We start from the raw sequence: 17953 nt of genomic DNA, 5'->3' as shown, positions 1-17953 counted from the left end.
CAAATATCGCGCTAATAGCCGCGAGTTGCGTGATGGCGAGCTGTTTTCAATGACAGAGGAGTGGCGGAAGAACATAGGAGTCGAACCTACCCAGGACTGCTGGCAGCCCCACCCGGATTTGAAATCCGGACGCCTCACCGGAGACGACGTTCTTCCATCGAACGACGCAGCGATAGTAGAAAATCACGCTAGATTAAGCAATGTAATTAATTAGCTTATTATGTATCTGTGAATTAGTGCCAATTTTATGTTGATTTCAGTTGTGGTGATATTTTGAGAAGTTTAGAGGGTGCTTATGTTTGAATTATCTAACGATATTATTATCGCCAAAAGCGTCACCCTCGTTGAGCAAGGTGCTATTTCACAGTTAACCGATAACCTTGCCAATGAAGTCCGTATTGCCCTTGTTTACAACGGTATTTCCCATACGGTGATGTTGGCGTCGCCTCAGGATATCGAAGCCTTTGCTATCGGTTTTACAATTTCGGAAAGGATCGTATCAAACATAAATGAAATCAAAGGTGTAGATTTAGAGTATGTGGAGAATGGCATTATCGTCCACATCGAAATTACTCAGCGTTGTTTTATGGTACTCAAAGAGCAACGCCGCAGTATGGCTGGACGAACTGGCTGCGGGCTTTGCGGTGTATCGCAACTCGAAGAGGCGGTAAAACCGATAAAACGGGTGGATGATAGCGTGATGTTTAATTTGGAATTACTGCCGAAAATTTTAGCGGAAATAAAAGATCGTCAGCAGAATTTTGAATTAACTGGGGCAACTCATGCGGCCATCGGAATTAATAAAAACGGCGAAGTGATTCATACCTATGAAGATATTGGCCGTCATATTGCGCTGGATAAATTAATCGGCGCATTTTCACAACGAAACGCAGAAAAGCCCGCCGCCGTGTTGCTCACCAGTCGCGCCAGCTTTGAAATGGTGCAAAAAGCGGCCAGTGCAGGGGTGGAGATTATGTTTGCCATTTCCGCCGTCACCGCGCTCGCGGCTGATATCGCTGAAAAGAGCAATATCACGCTGGTGGGCTTCTGCCGCCAGGGGCGGGCAACCATCTATTCTCATCCGCATCGCTTGTTAAGCAACGCCCAGCCAGTGGCGTTAAAAAGCAAAGCCAGTTAAGGCCGTTTGCGGCAATTGACTCAGTTAAGGCGCTGCGGCGCCTTTTGTTTGCCTGTTGCGTTCATCGGTTTGGTTCTTGGCTCGCGCGAATAGCCCATTGCAGCTGTGGCACCACAAGCGCGTCTTGGCAGTTGTCACGCGGCAACACTTGAGTAAGATGAACCCCAATCAACTCTTCACAAGGAGCGTCAATGCGTTGCCAACAGATTATATTTGAACAGCCCGGTGCACCCGAAGTGATGAAGCTCGGTAGCGGCGAAGTCGCAGTGCCGAGCGCAGGGCAAGTATTGATTAAAGTCGCTGCGGCGGGGGTGAATGGCCCTGATCTCTTTCAGCGCCAAGGCAGTTATCCGCCACCGCCAGATGCGTCACCCATTCTTGGGTTGGAGGTGGCAGGTGAAATCGCCGCGGTTGCCGAAGGCGAAACTCGCTGGCAAGTGGGCGATAACGTGTGTGCCTTAGTCCCCGGTGGTGGCTACAGCGAATACGTGCTGACGTGGGCGAGCCACTGTTTACCCGTACCGCAAGGCTGGCAAATGACCGAGGCTGCGGCCCTGCCGGAAACCTTTTTTACTGTGTGGCATAACATGTTTATGCGTGGTGGCCTGACGGCTGGCGAAACTGTGCTCATTCAGGGTGGAGGCGGTGGCATTGGCTCCACCGCCATCATGCTGGCAAAAGCCTTTGGTGCACGGGTGATCACCACCTGTAGCACCAGCAAAATCCCTTTCTGCCAGCAATTGGGGGCAGATCTGGTGGTTGATTATCGCAGTGATGATTTTGTCGAGGCGGCTAAAACCTTTACTCAAGACCAAGGGGTGCAGTTGGTGCTGGATATGGTGGGTGGTGATTACATCAATCGTCATCTAAAGTTGCTAAGTATGGATGGCCGTATGGTGTCGATTGCGGCGCGGCAGGCACGCATGGCTGAGGTTGATGTGTTTATGCTGATGATGAAACGCATCGTTTGGAGCGGTTCAACCTTAAGACCGCAGAGCGTGCAGCAAAAAGCGGCTATTGCGGAACAGTTAGCGCAACAGGTTTGGCCACTGCTCAATCAAGGCTTGTTAAAACCGCACCTGCATGCGGTGTTGCCATTGGCTGAAGCGGCCACGGCCCATCAGTTACTGGAGGCTGGGCAACATCATGGCAAGGTGGTGTTGCGCCTAGCAAACTGAAAAGTGGACTGAAAATCGTCATTTGTTTGCAGCTTCTTTGTAAAAATGCGGCATTAATATCAGTTATTAGCGTTAACTCGAATAAATTCGTTTGCGTTCCAGAATTTTTAGGCTAAATTCGCAATCTGAAACTGAGGACTAAATTCATCGAGATTATTCGACGGTTATCGCTTCAGTTTTGCCGAGTTCCGTGACCAGTTATTAACCAAGCTAATGGCTTGTTTGCGCTCGGAATATCAGCGCTGTTGCACGAGTGAACACTTGTTGGGAACGCGCGTTAATTGCTCACAATTTGGTATATGTGTTGATTTAAGGGTATTGGCATATATGTATAACTCTGCAAAAAAACAACTTTGGTATGGCGAGCTGAGAACCGCGCGCGGCAATGTTGTCGTCATCTATGATAAACAGTTACCCGAGGCTTCCTCTGGCCGCGTTTTTCTCTACAACACTCAGCGTAAAGCGATCGTTGAATATGTAGAAGCGATTGTTCAACCGAATCTCTATGAGTTGACTGACGATCAGCAAAAAGCCGCGGAAAGTGAATTTGGTGGTGACTGGAAAGCCGCTCGTTCAGCCTTTATGGCGAAGCAGCAATCACGCATCAATCTGGCAAACATCAAAGACACCGCACCTGCCAGCAGCCGTAAGGCGAAGCCAGTGGTGCAGATGGATGATGATGACGCTGATACCGATCTGCCAGGTGGCGGCGATGATTATGATGATGGTGGCGACGATGATGAATGGGATAACGACGATTACGAAGATTAATCGCTGATTACTCTTTATCGAAGCTATCCACGATAATCGCACCCATAGAAGCGGGCATGGCAATCAGAAGTGTCCGCTTTAGTGCTAAAATCGGCTGATGCCACATTGGCCATTTATCCAGCGCAATCAATACGATGCTGACCACTACCAGCGTCAGTAGATAGGCAATGGCAACCCGCAAGCAAAACACCCCAACTCTGCGCTCAACGTCCGCTTGAAACACACTCTGATAGGCAAACAACGCAATAAAGCCCAAACTCAAACCCACCACCAGTAGCATGTTGCTTAATGGCAGGGTTTGCGCCAAATGCCAAGACTCTTCCGAAAAGGCGATCGGTACCGATAACGCAAAGGCACCAATCACGATCTGGCCTGCATCTTCACTGTTGAAATGAATGTTCATCAGTTAATGGTATCAAATTCGTAGCGGCTGATATGGTGATACAACTTACCCGGTGTTATCCACGGATCGCCAAGCTGCGGTTGATTGGGCGCATCAGGCAACATTTGCGGCTCTAGACACAGGGCTTGATGAGCTCGTAATGGCTGTTGTTTACGACCAATAATCCCTTCAATATAGTTGCCTGTGTAGACCTGCAATCCCGGTTGGTTGGTATGCAGGGTGAGGCGTCTGCCGGATTTTGGTGCCATCAATTGCGCGGCTTTTTGTAAGCCGTTGGCAGCGCAATCCAATACATAACAGTGATCAATACCGTCTGGATGTTGCTGCAATAACGGTTCGATTTTCTTGGGGCCGCGTAAGTCGAAAGGGCTGTCAGTTAACGAAATCAGCTCAAGCGGCAGTTTATCTGCGTCCGGTTTGAGTAGGTTAGGGGCACTCACCTGCAACCAATGCTGGTTAATAGTGTCGCTTTTATCGAGATTGAAATAGCTGTGTTGGGTGAGGCTGATCGGGCAGGCTTTGTCGCTGGAGGCGGTGAATTCAACGAACAGGTTATGACCCACCAAGCGATAATCGAGTTGCACCACACAGTTACCGGGAAAGCCCATATCGCCATCTGCGCTGACTAAGCTCAGCCTGACGCCATCTGGCAGTATGCCAATATCCCAATGGCGACGATGAAAGCCTTCACTGCCGCCATGTAAACAGTGGCCATCAAGATTGGTATCGAGTTGATAAGTTTGGCCGTCATAGTGGATTTGGCCATTTTTGATACGGTTGGCATAGCGTCCCGCCACGCTGCCGATCCACGCTTGCTGGGTTAAGTAGTCAGCTACCGAATCACAACCGAGTACCACGTTGGCGCGATCGCCGTTGCGATCAGGTACCCACAGACAGCGAATAATGGCGCCTAAACTCAGGACCTCAATGGCCAGTGTGCCGTTATCAACTCGTACACGTTCAACTTGGCCGCCACGAGGGTCTAGCCACGGATCTAATACGGTACATCGTACCATCGTGCCTCCTTTTGCTATTGGCGCGGTGATAACTCCTTACACCGCTTACTTCTCGATTCTGCTGGCTCCCGCACATGGACTACAGAGATAGATACTCGCTTCCAGTCCGGTTTTTGCCTGATATTGTTGCTCCACGGTGGCGATCACGTCGTCGGTTAGCGCATGTTCAACCAGGGCAACCACACAGCCACCAAACCCTTTACCTGCAAGGCGCACCGCACCTTGGTTGCCGACGGTGTTGTGCACCAGTTCGACCAGCATATCAATTTCAGGTGTGCTGATCTCGAAATCATCCCGCAGCGAGGCATGACTTTCGGCCATCAGCTGTGACAACTTGGCGATATTGCCACGCGCCAAGGCGCGAGCAGCTTGCTGAGTACGTTCGTTTTCGGTCACCACATGGTGAGCTCGGCGGTAGGCAACCGGATCGAGCTGCGCTTCGGCGCTGATTAATTGCTTGAGGCTGAGATCGCGCAAACTATCCACACCAAAGTGCTGTGCTACTTGCTCACACTGTTGACGGCGCTGATTAAACTCATCACTGTGCAGCACCGATGGCAGCCCAGAGTTAATCAGCATCAAGCTAAATTCATCGGGAATTTTGACCGGTTGCGTTTCCAGATCGGCACAATCAATCAGCAGTGCGCAATCTTCTTCGGCCATGGCGCAGGTCATATGGTCCATGATGCCACAGCCATAACCGACATAGTGGTTTTCCGCCCGCTGGGCTAACTGTGCCACTGCTAACGGCGATAGATGCAACTGGCTGGTGTCGTTGATCGCAGTACCGAAGGCGATTTCTAAGGAGGCTGATGCTGCCAAGCCTGCGTTAGCGGGCACATTGCCCACCACTGCTAAATCCAATCCTTTTGCGGGTAAACCGGTCGAATGTACCGCCGCACAAAAACCTTTGAGGTAGTTTATCCAACCATCTTCGGCATTCATGGTGCCTTCTTCACCAAACTGCCAGTGACGAATATCGTTAAAGGCATCCGAAACGGCGCGGAATTGATTATCTTTGCGGACTTTCACCGCGATAACTGTGTGGAAGTTGATGGCAACTGGCAGCACGAAACCGTCGTTATAATCGGTATGTTCGCCGATTAGGTTGACCCGCGCTGGCGCACTAAACAGCATATCGGGTTTGGTTCCAAAGGTTTTGACGAAAAGTTTGGTGGCACTAGGTGCTGGATTGGACATAAATGGGCGGATCCTGCTAACTCAATTCAAGCGACGGCAAATCACATGGTTGCTGACGTTATACCACGACTAAAGCGTGAAGAGTTAGCAGGATTTTGAATGGCAATTCATTCGATTGCGCAGCCTAGACTGCGCGTTGATTTTATTACGAATTGCACTCCGCTGCTTGCTCGTTGTTTGCTACTGGCGTGAGTTGATTCATCACATGGTCAACAAAACCAGCACCGGCGGCTTCATAGAGGTTGTACACGGCATTGACCCCTAATTGTTTCAACGAATTAGCATCTTCACTGTACTGAATAATGGCGCTGATATTGCCTTGATAATCGCGCTTACGCAGTTGCTCTACCGCAAAGATATTACCGGCGTGATACGGCATTGCCAGCAGTACCAATTCAAGCGCGGGGGCGCGTTCCAGTTTGTCCCAAAAGTCGGTATCGGCGGCATCGCCTTGCACCACATTGCGGCCATGTTCACGATGATATTCCACCAACTCCTGCTTGTGCTCAATCCCCAGAATCACGTCGCCAAAGCGGGCTCTTAGCTCGTCGTACGCACCGCTACCAATGCGCCCCATTCCTAGAATGAGAAAACGCGGGTTACCCAGCGAAATCTGCCGATCTTCAGGATGTAATGGCGATTTTTCCAAGCGGCTCAGATGGCCACTAAAGCGGCCGTAGATATGCGCCACCATGTTGTTGAGTGGCGCCGCAATCAGAAAGCTGGCACTGAGGGCGACAGCAATAATCAACAGCCAGTGTGCCGGTAGCCAGCCTTTTTGGGTGGCCACAGCGGCGACAATCAAGCCAAATTCACTGTAGTTACCTAAGTTAAACGCGCCCATAATCGCAGTGCGCGAACGCAATCTAAAGCGGGTGAGCAGCCAGATAAACATCACCACTTTAAGCGGCAGTAACAGCAATAAAATGCCGGCCATGCCGATGTCTTCCAACGATGGTAACCCGTTCAAACCTATAGTGAGGAAGAAGGCCACCAAGAACAGCTCCTTAAAGTAGAACAGCGATTTGGCCAGTTCCGAGGCTTTTTTATGTCCCGCCAGCAGCATGCCAGCAATCAGGGCGCCAAGGTCGGGCTTCATTCCCACTGATTCAAATAACCAGGCGCCGCCAACCAGTGCCATTAATAGCCCAAACAACACCAATAGTTCACCGTGACCGACGCGATCAAATAAGCGATACAGCAGCGGCCGCAATAGTGGCAAGCCAAGCAGTGCCAGCGCCCAAGGCGACGGGAAATTACCCTTCGATACGGTTAAAAACAGCACCGCGAAGATATCCTGCATAATCAGAATGCCAATCGCAACGCGGCCATACAGCGACTGCATATCGCCTTTGTCTTCCAGCACTTTTACCGCAAATACGGTGGAAGAGAAACTGAGCGCAAAGGCGATTAACGCCAGTTGTTGCCAATCTAAATCGGCGACCCGAGCAACCCCAATCGCGCCGAGCAGCATCAGCAACGGCATAAAGATGATGATGGAAAATATCAGGTGCAAGCTCGAACCCGCCCAAACCTCAGCCTTAAACAGGCTGCGCACATCCAGTTTTAAGCCGATGGCAAACAGCAGCAGGGTTACCCCAAGATCGGCTAACGAATGCAACAGCGGTAAGCTATCGGCTTGTACGCCAAAGACATACAGCACAAATCCTGCCGCGAGATAACCAATGAGTGGCGGCAGATTGATGGTATTGACCGCCAAACCACAGGCGAGGGTAATGATAAGAATTGCGGGTTCCATAAGTGCGCGATGTGCTGAATGTCCTTGAATAGATTCATCATAAGCGATTATGGTGCGTAAATAAAAACGGCTCCGCTAAGGGAGCCGTTAATCGGGCAAATTTGCTGCATATTGGGCGGCAATATTGGCGATTTAATTACTGCAGTAGATGATCCAGATGCGGCGCAAACTCATCAGCGCCCATAAAGCCAGTGACTCGCAAATCATCGCGCAAATTGCCTTCGGCATCGACAAACAGCAGGGTGGGTAGCCCTAACACATCATAGCCGTTGAGCAACTCTTCATCTTGTGCATCCATAGCGGTGACATCTGCTTGCAGCAGTACCATCTGCGCCATGCGTTGCTGCACTTCGGCATCTTTAAAGGTGATATTGGCAAACTCTTTACAGGCCACACACCAATCGGCGTATAAGTCGAGCATTACTGGCTTACCTGCCGCTTTGGCCGCCGCCAGTTCAGTTTTAAAATCTGCCAAGGTTTTGATGGTTTTGAAATTGCCATGTTGTGCGCCGCTGCGGCTCACATGGTTTGACACTGAATAGCCTAAATAGCCCATCACGGCTTGTAAGCCGTAAGAGAAACTGCCCAGCAGTGCCAACAGTAAAATCACTTCACGCGCCGAGTGCTTCCAGCTGATCGCGGTCAGTTTGTTTTGATGCAACAGGTAACCCACAAAGCAGATGGCCCACACGGTCCACAGCAGATCCGATACTAACCCCGGCCAGATGCGGCCGAGCATAATGATCGCCACCATGATCAGCAAGAAACCGAAGATATGCTTAATGATGTTCATCCAAGCTCCTGCGCGTGGCAGCAGTTTACCGCCCGAGGTGCCAATCAACAGCAGCGGTAAGCCCATGCCCATACTGAGCACGTACAGGGTCACAAAGCCTTGCAACAAGTCACCGCTTTGCGCCACGTACACGAGCACTGCAGATAACGGCGCGGTGGTGCAAGGAGAGGCCACCAAACCAGACAACACGCCCATGACAAACACGCCACCTAACTTGCCGCCTTGCTGCTTATTTGAGATACCAGTGAGCTTTTCCTGCCAGCGTGATGGCAGTTGCAGCTCATACATGCCGAACATCGACAAACTGAGCAACACAAACAGAATCGAGATGCCAATCAATACCGGTGGGCTTTGCAGCGCCGCTTGGTATTTCATCCCCGCGGTTGCCACAATCAAGCCAAGAATCGAGTAGGTGATCGCCATGCCCTGCACATAGATCATCGACAGGGTAAAGGCGCGCGCCGTCGATACTTTACCGCCTTGGCCAACAATAATGCCCGACAGAATCGGATACATAGGGAATACGCATGGTGTCAGCGCTAGGCCAATGCCGAGCACAAAGAAAGAGATTAACGTCAGCAACCAGTTATCACCGTGCACTAACTGGGCGAGCAGTGAGTCTTGCTCGGTAAGCGGTTGGTTGGCGGCAGAATTATTCGCATCTGCCACTGGCTCAGCGTTTGGTTCGGCAGTGTCGCTTGCTGCACCGGCGAGAATGCCATCATTGGCGGCAACTTCGTTTAGCGCAACATCGCGCGTGGTCGGTGGAAAACACAGTTTACCTTCGGCACAACCCATAAAAGTGACGCTGAGCTTGCCATCGGCGGCGGCTTGTTTAAGGGCTACCGGAATTTCGATATAGCTACGGTATACCTGCTGGTTACCAAAATAATCATCAACATGATCTTCACCCGCTGGCTTCAGCATGTCACCTAACTCGGCATTGGCGACTTTCACTGTAAGTTTGTCGCGGTACATGTAGTAGCCGTCGGCAATTACCCAACTGAGCGTGACGATGTTGCCTTGTTGCTTGGCCTCAAACGCAAACGCTTGGTCGACCGGCATCAATTGAGGTTCGCTTTTGAGGAACGGAAACGCTTTAGTAAGGCTGTTTTCGGCCTGAACTGCACTGGTCATCAATACCAGAACGCCAAGCAGCAGGGGGAGCAGTCGTTTCATCATTTTGTATTGTCTTTGATCCAATCTAAATACGCAGGTAACCCCGCCGTTGCAGTGACCGCTAACAGTTCGGGTACTTCATAGGGATGTAATGCAACCAATCGTTGCGCCAATGCGCTATAGACTGCGGCTGAACATTTGAGTTGCATGGCAACTTCGCTTTCGTGACAAATCTCACCTTGCCAGCGATAGACCGAGGTCATCGGCGCGGAGATTTGGACGCAGGCGGCTAACTGTTCTTTGACTAACGTATCGGCAATCGCACAGGCAGTTTCACTGTCTGGAAAGCTGCAAAAAACGATCATTGCCTCAGTATTTGACTCCGCCATAAAACTCCTGAAAACCGAGAGTTAGCATCACAATTTTCCCTTGATGGGCTGCCTACTTTACGTGTTTTACAGTAAAAGTGCATTAAGCGATTGCTGAAACAGTGAGCTTAAGCGCCACGCCAATACTTGAAATTTGTGACCAATGCCCCCAAGTTTATAAAAGTCCCTGATGATGAAGTGTCTCTCATGCCTTTTCTATTTTTAGTGTTGTTGTTTCTGGTGCCTGCGGTTGAAGTCTCGCTGATGATGCGTGTGAGCGAAGTATTAGGCGGCTGGAATACCTTGGCCTTGGTCGTCCTCACGGCGGTTGTCGGCGTGTCCTTGGTGCGTAGCCAAGGTGTGGTGACCTTGATGAGCGTGCAACGTAAACTCGCTTATGGCGAAGTGCCAGGGCAAGAGATTATCGAAGGTATGATGCTGGCGTTGGCGGGCGTATTGCTGTTAATTCCCGGCTTTATGACTGACCTGATCGGCTTACTAATGCTCACGCCGTTTACCCGTGCCCCTATTGCGAAAATGCTGTTGAAGCGCTTGCAGTTGCAGGTAGTCACCAGTCGATTCGGCCAGGGCAATAATCCGTTTTCGCAAGGGCCGTTTAACCCAAGTGATTTCTCGCGCCCGCGTCAAGACGACGATGTTATCGATGGTGAATATGAACATAAGGCCGAAGAAGTCAAACCTGAGTCGCGGCTGCGTACCCCTATCGATAACGCTAAAGAGCGCCCTGAAGACCGTACCGAAAACGACCTTGATGACGACCACGATCAGCCACCTAAACGTTAATCACTTAGCCGCGAATGGCGATCCAATAGCGAACGCTGCCAGCAATCAATTCCGATAAAATAAGCGGCGCATATGTGGGTATGTGCCGCTTTTTTCTGTACTGCTTAAGCCGTACATACCTCAATTTCAAAGGTCTTATTTGCCAATGATCTGTTCCGACTGCAGCATGGCATCTTCTTCTGGGGTATGTTTTAAATCTTTCGGTTCTTTTACTTTTAAGGCGATAAAGTAACAGCTAATACCGGCAATCAAATTGGTCAGCGGTAGCGCCAACAGCAAACCTTTAATGCCCCAGCAATAGGCGCCAATGGCTGCCAACGGCAGCATCAACACAAATAGCCTGACCAGATTGAACCCCAGTGATGCCATCGGCCGATGATAAGCGTTCAGTGCCGTTGCCACGATGATCACCATCCCCAGTGGTCCATAGGCCAGCGGCAAGTATTGAATATAAAAGGTCAGCCAGGTTAGCACTTGCGGATCATCACTAAATAGCCCAGCGATCGGCGTAGCAAAGTACATCAATGGCAGATAAAGCAGAGTTTGAAACACCAACACAAACCGAATCGATAGCAATACCGCACGGCGGGCGCGCTCTGGCTGCCCAGCACCTAAATTTTGTGCCACAAACGGCACAACGCTGGATGACAAAGCCATTGCCACAATCAGCATCACCGACTCCAGCCGAGTGCCTGCACCAAACGCAGCCACCGCAGTGTGATCCATCCGCGCTAGCAAGGCCATAATCACCGCATTCGCTAATGGATTGATTAGATTCATAATCGCTGCAGGTTGTGCAATATGAGCCAAACGGCGCCAATTGGCGCGATAGCGAGCAACACAGAACCTCGCGGTACTCAGCAGTTTGCGTTTAATGATGATCAGATAACCTGACAACATTAACGCCACCACCCAAGACAGCACAGTGGCAATCGCCGCGCCTTGTAGCTCCAACCTTGGAAACGGACCAATGCCAAAGATCAGTAAAGGGTCGAGCAGTAAGTTAATCAGCGCCGCCAGCGAAAGAATTTTGGCGGGCGAGGTGGTATCCCCAGTCGCTTTTAATCCTTGATTGCCCACCATCTGCAATACTAATAGCGGTACGCCAATAAACCACGGCTGCATGTACTGATGGATCAGTGGCAGCAGAGACTCCGACGCGCCCAATAAACTGAACAAAGGCACAAACAGAATGCTGCCCAACAACGACAGCATCACGGTGATCACAAAGCTCAGCAGCAGCGCGTCATGCAGGAATACTTTAGCAAGCGGCGCATGGCCGCCACCAATCAAGCGACCTAAGTTGGTCGAAACGCCTGCGCCGATACCGATAGCGATGCTGATAATCACTAAGGTAATGGGGAAGGTAAAACTGATCGCCGCTAATGCGTCGGTACCTAGGCGGCTGACAAAGAAGGTATCGACCAGATTAAAACCGAGTACCGTTAGGATACCCAGCATATTGGGCAGGCTCATGTTGAGCAGTACACGACCAATTGGCTGGCTGAGCAGCCCGTGTCTGTCTCTCATCGTCAGTATGACCCCGTGAGAAGAGAAAATGAAAAAGGAAAGCGGCCACTGTGGTCGCGGCGCGATTTTACCAGCAATCCGCCAAGTGCGACAAAATTGATTGCGGAAACACTGATATGACCCGAAAAATTTTTGAAAATTTTTTTGCCCAAACACTTGGAAGTGTAAAAAGCGGCCCCATATAGGAAACCATCTGGCGATGACATTGATGTAATCGCCTTTCTTAACTTAAAAATTCGCCTGAAATTGGGCAAAACGTCATTAGGAGAATCCATAAATGAATATTCGTCCATTACATGACCGCGTAATTGTAAAACGTCTGGAAGTGGAAAGCACTTCAGCGGGCGGCATTGTATTGACTGGCAGCGCGGCCGAAAAATCTAGCCGTGCAGAAGTATTGGCAGTAGGCAATGGCCGGATTTTGGACAATGGCGAAGTGCGGCCACTGGATGTGAAAGTTGGTGATGTAGTGATCTTCAACGAAGGTTACGGCGTGAAGAAAGAAAAGATCGACGGTCAAGAAGTATTGATCCTGTCTGAATCAGATCTGATGGCTATCGTAGACTAAGCCACTTTTGAACCATCACGACATTCCAACGAATTAAACGTATTTAAAGGATAATCAACATGGCAGCTAAAGAAGTAAAATTTGGTAACGACGCACGCGTAAAAATGCTGGCGGGTGTTAACGTTTTAGCTAACGCAGTTAAAGTGACTCTGGGCCCTAAAGGCCGTAACGTAGTTTTGGATAAAAGCTTCGGCGCACCATTGATCACCAAAGACGGTGTTTCAGTAGCGAAAGAGATCGAACTGGAAGACAAGTTCGAAAACATGGGCGCACAAATGGTGAAAGAAGTTGCATCAAAAGCAAACGATGCAGCAGGTGACGGTACCACTACCGCGACCGTTCTGGCACAAGCCATTGTTAACGAAGGTCTGAAAGCGGTTGCCGCTGGCATGAACCCAATGGACCTGAAACGCGGTATCGACAAAGCCGTTATTGCAGCAGTTGCTGAACTGAAAGCGCTGTCTCAAGCCTGTTCAGATTCAAAAGCGATTGCTCAAGTAGGGACTATCTCTGCTAACTCTGATGAATCAATCGGCGAAATCATTGCTAACGCAATGGAAAAAGTAGGCAAAGAAGGCGTTATCACCGTTGAAGAAGGCCAAGCGCTGGAAAACGAACTGGACGTCGTAGAAGGTATGCAGTTCGACCGCGGTTACCTGTCTCCTTACTTCATCAACAAAGCAGAAACTGGCTCAGTTGAACTGGATAACCCATTCATCCTGCTGGTTGACAAGAAAATCAACAGCATCCGTGAACTGTTGCCAATCCTTGAAGGTCTGGCGAAATCTGGCCGTCCACTGCTGATCGTTGCTGAAGACGTTGAAGGCGAAGCGCTGGCAACGCTGGTTGTGAACAACATGCGCGGTATCGTGAAAGTCGCTGCAGTTAAAGCCCCTGGTTTCGGCGACCGTCGTAAAGCGATGCTGCAAGATATCGCTATCCTGACTGGCGGTACTGTTATCGCTGAAGAGATCGGTCTGGAACTGGAAAAAGCCACGCTGGAAGATCTGGGTAGCGCAAAACGCGTGATCATCACCAAAGACAACACCACTATCATTGACGGTGTTGGTGAAGAAGACCAAATCAAAGCGCGCGTTGAGCAAATCAAACAACAAATTGCTGAATCAACTTCAGACTACGACAAAGAAAAACTGCAAGAACGTATGGCGAAACTGGCCGGCGGTGTTGCGGTAATCAAAGTCGGTGCAGCTACCGAAGTTGAAATGAAAGAGAAAAAAGACCGCGTTGAAGACGCGCTGCACGCAACTCGCGCCGCTGTTGAAGAAGGCGTGGTTGCAGGTGGTGGTGTTGCCCTGATCCGCGTTGCTTCAAAAATCAAAGATGTTGAAGTGGCTAACGAAGACCAAAAACACGGTGTGGTTATCGCACTGCGTGCAATGGAAGCACCATTGCGCCAAATCGCGACCAACGCCGGTGAAGAAGCCTCAGTTGTGGCTAACACTGTGAAAAACGGTGAAGGCAACTTCGGTTACAACGCGGGTAACGATACCTACGGCGACATGCTGGAAATGGGTATTCTTGACCCAACTAAAGTGACTCGTAGCGCACTGCAATTTGCAGCGTCTATCGCTGGCCTGATGATCACCACCGAAGCGATGGTATCTGAACTGCCAAAAGATGAAGCTGGCCCAGATATGGGTGGCATGGGCGGTATGGGTGGCATGGGCGGCATGATGTAATCCATCTTGCTGGCCGATGACTAAGGCTTAGCTTTAGTTCATCACCCAGACTCAACAAAACCCTCGGACTTAGGTTCGAGGGTTTTGTGTTTTTAGCTCCACAAAATAGGCCAAGCATGTTGTTTGTGACTTTTTGAGCGCTTTAGCATTTCCTGCTGTTAACTACGGCGCATTATCGCTACGGCTTGTGATCAGCTTTAAAAATCGACAATTTGCTAGTCCATAACTCTATAGGAATGGACTACTGTTTACCTACTGCGCCAGAGGTTACAACGGAATGTTGGCGTCTATCGGCACGGAGGATTTTATGAACATGACAGACAAAGAGTTCGTTGCGCAAGTCGAGCGCTACTACTGCAAACAACAACGGTCTCAATGGCAGGCGTTTGTGATTGGCTGCGTGCTGTTGGCGGTGACCGTGATGGGCCATGATTGGCTCAGCCATATCTCGGATGAACTTCCCACCTTGTTTTCACTGATTTCTGGGTTGAGTTTTAGCGTCTTTTTAGTCAACTATTGGGGAACTCCTGCCGACAAATTGCTTGGCGAAGCTGTTCAGTTACTGGAAAAATATCGCCATCAACGGCGCTGATGGTGTCGAGCATTAACGCTATACCATGCTAGGTCTCTACATGTGACTTATCGCGTTAGCATGACCCGCATTATTGGAGTCCACCAGCTAGACTGCGCTTTGCATCAGGCGCTGTTGCGCAGCTAATTTACTGCAAAGCCGTTACCCCGCAGAGATAACACAAGCTTTAACTCAACAACCTGTTACAATAGCGCCGTTTTTTTGCTCCCTTTTTGTTCAGGATCTACTTTGACTGCTTCTAATGCTACTGACTTTGGCGCCTTGCCGCTAAACCCTTCTCTTATTGCGACCATGGCTGACTTAGGTTTTGCCCAGATGACGCCGATTCAAGCGCAAAGTTTGCCGGCGATTTTGGCTGGGCGAGATGTGTTAGCGCAAGCAAAAACCGGCTCAGGAAAAACCTGCGCTTTTGGTTTAGGCATTTTGCAGCAGTTGCAAGTGAGCTTGTTCCGGGTGCAATCTTTGGTGCTTTGCCCCACTCGCGAACTGGCTGACCAAGTCGCCAGCGAACTGCGTAAGTTTGCCCGTGGTATTCACAACATTAAGATTTTGACCTTGTGTGGCGGCACGCCCATTGGCCCGCAAATAGGCTCGTTGGAACACGGCGCGCACATCATTGTGGGCACCCCAGGTCGGGTGCTGGAACATCTAGAACAACGCCGCCTGTTCTTGGACGACCTAAATCAGTTCGTACTGGATGAAGCCGACCGTATGTTGGAGATGGGCTTTGCTGATGCGTTAGATCAAATCCGCGCATTCTTGCCGCGTAAACGGCAAAACCTGCTGTTTAGCGCGACTTTCCCCGAATCAATTTTGGCGCTGGCAAAAGAAACCTTGCAGCAACCGGTCGAAGTCAAAGTGGCTGAAAGCGCCGTGAACGCCAATATTCAGCAGACCTTTTATCGCATAAGCAATATCGAAGGTCGCCGCCAAGGGGTGTATCAACTGCTGTTGAAACACCGGCCTGAAAGCGCAGTGGTGTTCTGTAACACCAAGCAAGAAACCCAAGATGTGGCCGACTTCTTAGCCGACAAAGGCTTTGATGCAGTTGCACTGCATGGCGATCTTGACCAACGTGAGCGCGATCGGGCGTTGGTGGCATTCGCATTGAAAAGCGCTGCGGTGCTGGTGGCAACCGACGTGGCTGCGCGCGGCTTGGACATAGATGCGCTCGACTTGGTGATCAATTACCAATTGGCCTTTGAGCAAGAAGCGCACGTACACCGTATTGGCCGTACTGGCCGTGCCGGTGCTAAAGGTATCGCGCTGAGTTTAGTCGCGCCAAATGACGACATGCGTTTGGCATTGCTGGAAGACCGCTATGGCACGCTGCAATTTGACGACCTGCCAGAAGTGGCAAACACCGCGCCGCTGCTGGCGAATATGAGCTGTATTCGTATCGAGGGCGGTAAAAAACACAAGCTGCGTCCCGGTGATATTCTCGGGGCTCTGACTGCGGGTACCGATATTAGCGGCAGTGATGTGGGTAAAATCCAAGTCAACGATATTTGGGCTTACGTGGCGGTGAAGCGTCAGCTGGCTAAAGTGGCTGCGGCGAAGCTGTCAAAAGGTAAACTGAAAGGTAAGTCGTTCCGCGCTTGGGTGATGGGGCGGTAATCTTCATTGCAGTAGTAACTGCGTTAATCGTTATTCACTGAATTCACCGAAAACGTACATAACATGTCGAATGCTATGTACGTTTTTTTATCTTTGGCGTCGTGGATTGATTAACTGCTAATTCAGATGTCTGCGGCCGAGTCATTGGTTAACACTGTGTTTGACGCTTTCGTTGGCACCGAATTTTACATAACGAGGCGTGTTGCTTTTTCTACCTTGGCGCTTGGCAATATCGCCTCTAAATATTGCATACAAAATAACTAGCGTTATCACGTAGTTTGCATAGGGGGCTGGGATAACTAACAGCGCAGCGAGCAGAACTATTAGTACTAGTAACAGCTCACTTTTAGACATTTTTCCTCGCCAAGTGTCTTTCAGCCGTTGACCGCACGAAGGACATTCTAGCGTAACATCTTGGTATTTATACCATAAGGCATGTTTGGGACGCTGCAGTATTGGTGCTTCAAACATCGCTGTGCAGTTTGGACACATGTGCATATTACGACAACCTTACTTCCGTTTAAGGAGGTATCAGTTTGCCCGAGTTCCTTAAAACCGTCAGTTTTTATTCATTAATCCGGCGACTCTCTCGGTTAAAGTATGTGAGTAATAAGCAGCAATCAAGCTGTGAAAGGTGGGCTTTCGCTTCTTGAAGTGATTGTGTGCTCATCATTTACTCTAACAAGAGCTTGCTTGTTCGCGGCAGCGTGGAGTGTCCAAGTGAAGCGAGAGAACCGCACGCTACTTCATGCACACTCAACGCCGAGATGGTTTGCTAATTCGCCGTGTTCAGTGCAATAAAAGTAGGGATCTCACTGTCTGCGATCTCATTAGCTTTGCGGGTTCTTAATTCTCGAATTGCCCAAGTGACGTGGCCAATTCGTAAGCAGCCATCACTACATTTTGCTTCGATACGGGTGATCAAAGAAAGCAGTTCGACACCGCGGCCAATGCTAAAAAATGCCGCGACAAAATCATTGAGTTCGTCTTTTGACAGCGTTTCAAATTGCCGAAAAATTTCCTTTTCCGCCATTTTAAACTGCACGTAGCGTTCTCTGATGAGGTAGAAAAAATAGAGAGAGATTAAAGCCACCGTGAGTAGAAACCACCAAAGCATTTTATCTGAGACTATTTCCATCATTAAACCCTCATTAATCAGTTCACGATTAAATTCAGCTAATACTTCGTTGCATCAATTCCACTGGTTAAGCCACTTCTCCATCGTCAATCTATTCGCAAACATCAGCTAAACCTCGATGTTAAAACCCATGCAGCCCTATGCTTATGTCGCTATCTGATGCGAAACATGCCATCTCTGCGGTTTTATTGCCCCGTCTTAGTGCGATCGCCATATCAAAATTTCGATAATTTTGGTGTGCATCACAACCACCTAATTT

General features: G+C 49.8%; 16 protein-coding genes and 1 tRNA gene. 8 read left to right on the top strand and 9 right to left on the bottom strand.

Annotated features, from left to right (window positions below):
* Nucleotides 1-61 precede the first annotated feature (61 nt).
* Nucleotides 62-156, bottom strand: a tRNA-Sec gene (locus JYB87_RS14630).
* A gap of 139 nt (nucleotides 157-295) precedes the next feature.
* Here JYB87_RS14630 and fdhD point away from each other — a divergent pair.
* The 3 genes from fdhD (at nucleotide 296) to JYB87_RS14615 (ending at nucleotide 3087) form a co-directional block, all read left to right on the top strand.
* Entirely contained in the window at nucleotides 296-1138 is an 843-nt protein-coding gene (fdhD, locus tag JYB87_RS14625) for a formate dehydrogenase accessory sulfurtransferase FdhD (RefSeq protein ID WP_207354200.1), read from the top strand.
* A 191-nt stretch (nucleotides 1139-1329) separates the two neighbouring features.
* Nucleotides 1330-2316 (top strand): NAD(P)H-quinone oxidoreductase, encoded by a 987-nt coding sequence (locus JYB87_RS14620; protein WP_207354199.1) that lies wholly within the window; start codon nucleotides 1330-1332, stop codon nucleotides 2314-2316.
* A gap of 327 nt (nucleotides 2317-2643) precedes the next feature.
* Complete coding sequence (locus JYB87_RS14615; protein WP_207354198.1) at nucleotides 2644-3087, top strand: hypothetical protein; 444 nt, start codon at nucleotides 2644-2646, stop codon at nucleotides 3085-3087.
* Between the two features lie 7 nt (nucleotides 3088-3094).
* Here JYB87_RS14615 and JYB87_RS14610 read toward each other — a convergent pair whose 3' ends face one another.
* The 6 genes from JYB87_RS14610 to cutA form a co-directional block, all read right to left on the bottom strand.
* Entirely contained in the window at nucleotides 3095-3490 is a 396-nt protein-coding gene (locus tag JYB87_RS14610) for a DUF2391 family protein (RefSeq protein ID WP_207354197.1), read from the bottom strand.
* Nucleotides 3490-4506 carry an aldose epimerase family protein gene (locus tag JYB87_RS14605; RefSeq protein ID WP_207354196.1) on the bottom strand — a complete coding sequence of 339 codons (1017 nt, stop codon included), beginning with the start codon at nucleotides 4504-4506 and terminating at the stop codon, nucleotides 3490-3492. Before JYB87_RS14605 ends, JYB87_RS14610 begins: the two co-directional genes overlap by 1 nt.
* A gap of 45 nt (nucleotides 4507-4551) precedes the next feature.
* Nucleotides 4552-5706 carry a galactokinase gene (gene galK, locus JYB87_RS14600; RefSeq protein WP_207354195.1) on the bottom strand — a complete coding sequence of 385 codons (1155 nt, stop codon included), beginning with the start codon at nucleotides 5704-5706 and terminating at the stop codon, nucleotides 4552-4554.
* 145 nt (nucleotides 5707-5851) lie between these two features.
* Nucleotides 5852-7465 carry a cation:proton antiporter family protein gene (locus JYB87_RS14595; RefSeq protein ID WP_207354194.1) on the bottom strand — a complete coding sequence of 538 codons (1614 nt, stop codon included), beginning with the start codon at nucleotides 7463-7465 and terminating at the stop codon, nucleotides 5852-5854.
* A gap of 136 nt (nucleotides 7466-7601) precedes the next feature.
* On the bottom strand, nucleotides 7602-9437 hold the full coding sequence (locus JYB87_RS14590) for a protein-disulfide reductase DsbD (protein ID WP_207356721.1): 1836 nt from the start codon (nucleotides 9435-9437) through the stop codon (nucleotides 7602-7604).
* Nucleotides 9437-9766, bottom strand: a complete 330-nt coding sequence (gene cutA / locus JYB87_RS14585; protein ID WP_407695818.1) for a divalent-cation tolerance protein CutA — start codon at nucleotides 9764-9766, stop codon at nucleotides 9437-9439. The genes JYB87_RS14590 and cutA overlap by 1 nt, the downstream gene beginning before the upstream one ends.
* Before the next feature lie 186 nt (nucleotides 9767-9952).
* On the opposite strand from cutA, the gene JYB87_RS14580 reads away from it, so the two are divergent.
* A complete protein-coding gene (locus JYB87_RS14580; protein WP_207354193.1) occupies nucleotides 9953-10549 on the top strand; it encodes an FxsA family protein in 597 nt (198 codons plus the stop codon).
* 135 nt (nucleotides 10550-10684) lie between these two features.
* Here JYB87_RS14580 and JYB87_RS14575 read toward each other — a convergent pair whose 3' ends face one another.
* Nucleotides 10685-12079 (bottom strand): MATE family efflux transporter, encoded by a 1395-nt coding sequence (locus JYB87_RS14575; protein ID WP_207354192.1) that lies wholly within the window; start codon nucleotides 12077-12079, stop codon nucleotides 10685-10687.
* A 277-nt stretch (nucleotides 12080-12356) separates the two neighbouring features.
* On the opposite strand from JYB87_RS14575, the gene JYB87_RS14570 reads away from it, so the two are divergent.
* The 4 genes from JYB87_RS14570 to dbpA all read left to right on the top strand — a co-directional run bounded on the left by JYB87_RS14570 (nucleotide 12357) and on the right by dbpA (nucleotide 16556).
* Nucleotides 12357-12647, top strand: a complete 291-nt coding sequence (locus JYB87_RS14570) for a co-chaperone GroES (RefSeq protein WP_207354191.1) — start codon at nucleotides 12357-12359, stop codon at nucleotides 12645-12647.
* Nucleotides 12648-12706: 59 nt separating this feature from the next.
* Nucleotides 12707-14347 (top strand): chaperonin GroEL, encoded by a 1641-nt coding sequence (groL, locus tag JYB87_RS14565; protein WP_207354190.1) that lies wholly within the window; start codon nucleotides 12707-12709, stop codon nucleotides 14345-14347.
* A gap of 307 nt (nucleotides 14348-14654) precedes the next feature.
* Nucleotides 14655-14939 carry a hypothetical protein gene (locus tag JYB87_RS14560; RefSeq protein WP_207354189.1) on the top strand — a complete coding sequence of 95 codons (285 nt, stop codon included), beginning with the start codon at nucleotides 14655-14657 and terminating at the stop codon, nucleotides 14937-14939.
* Nucleotides 14940-15167: 228 nt separating this feature from the next.
* A complete protein-coding gene (gene dbpA, locus JYB87_RS14555; RefSeq protein ID WP_207354188.1) occupies nucleotides 15168-16556 on the top strand; it encodes an ATP-dependent RNA helicase DbpA in 1389 nt (462 codons plus the stop codon).
* Between the two features lie 775 nt (nucleotides 16557-17331).
* Here the strand turns inward: dbpA and JYB87_RS14550 are convergent.
* Nucleotides 17332-17697 carry a hypothetical protein gene (locus tag JYB87_RS14550; RefSeq protein ID WP_207354187.1) on the bottom strand — a complete coding sequence of 122 codons (366 nt, stop codon included), beginning with the start codon at nucleotides 17695-17697 and terminating at the stop codon, nucleotides 17332-17334.
* Nucleotides 17698-17953 lie beyond the last annotated feature (256 nt).

It is taken from the genome of Shewanella avicenniae, assembly GCF_017354945.1.
Taxonomy (GTDB): Bacteria; Pseudomonadota; Gammaproteobacteria; order Enterobacterales; family Shewanellaceae; genus Shewanella; species Shewanella avicenniae.
Note: the sequence above shows the minus strand (reverse complement) of the source record. Positions and strands in the feature narration are given on the sequence as shown.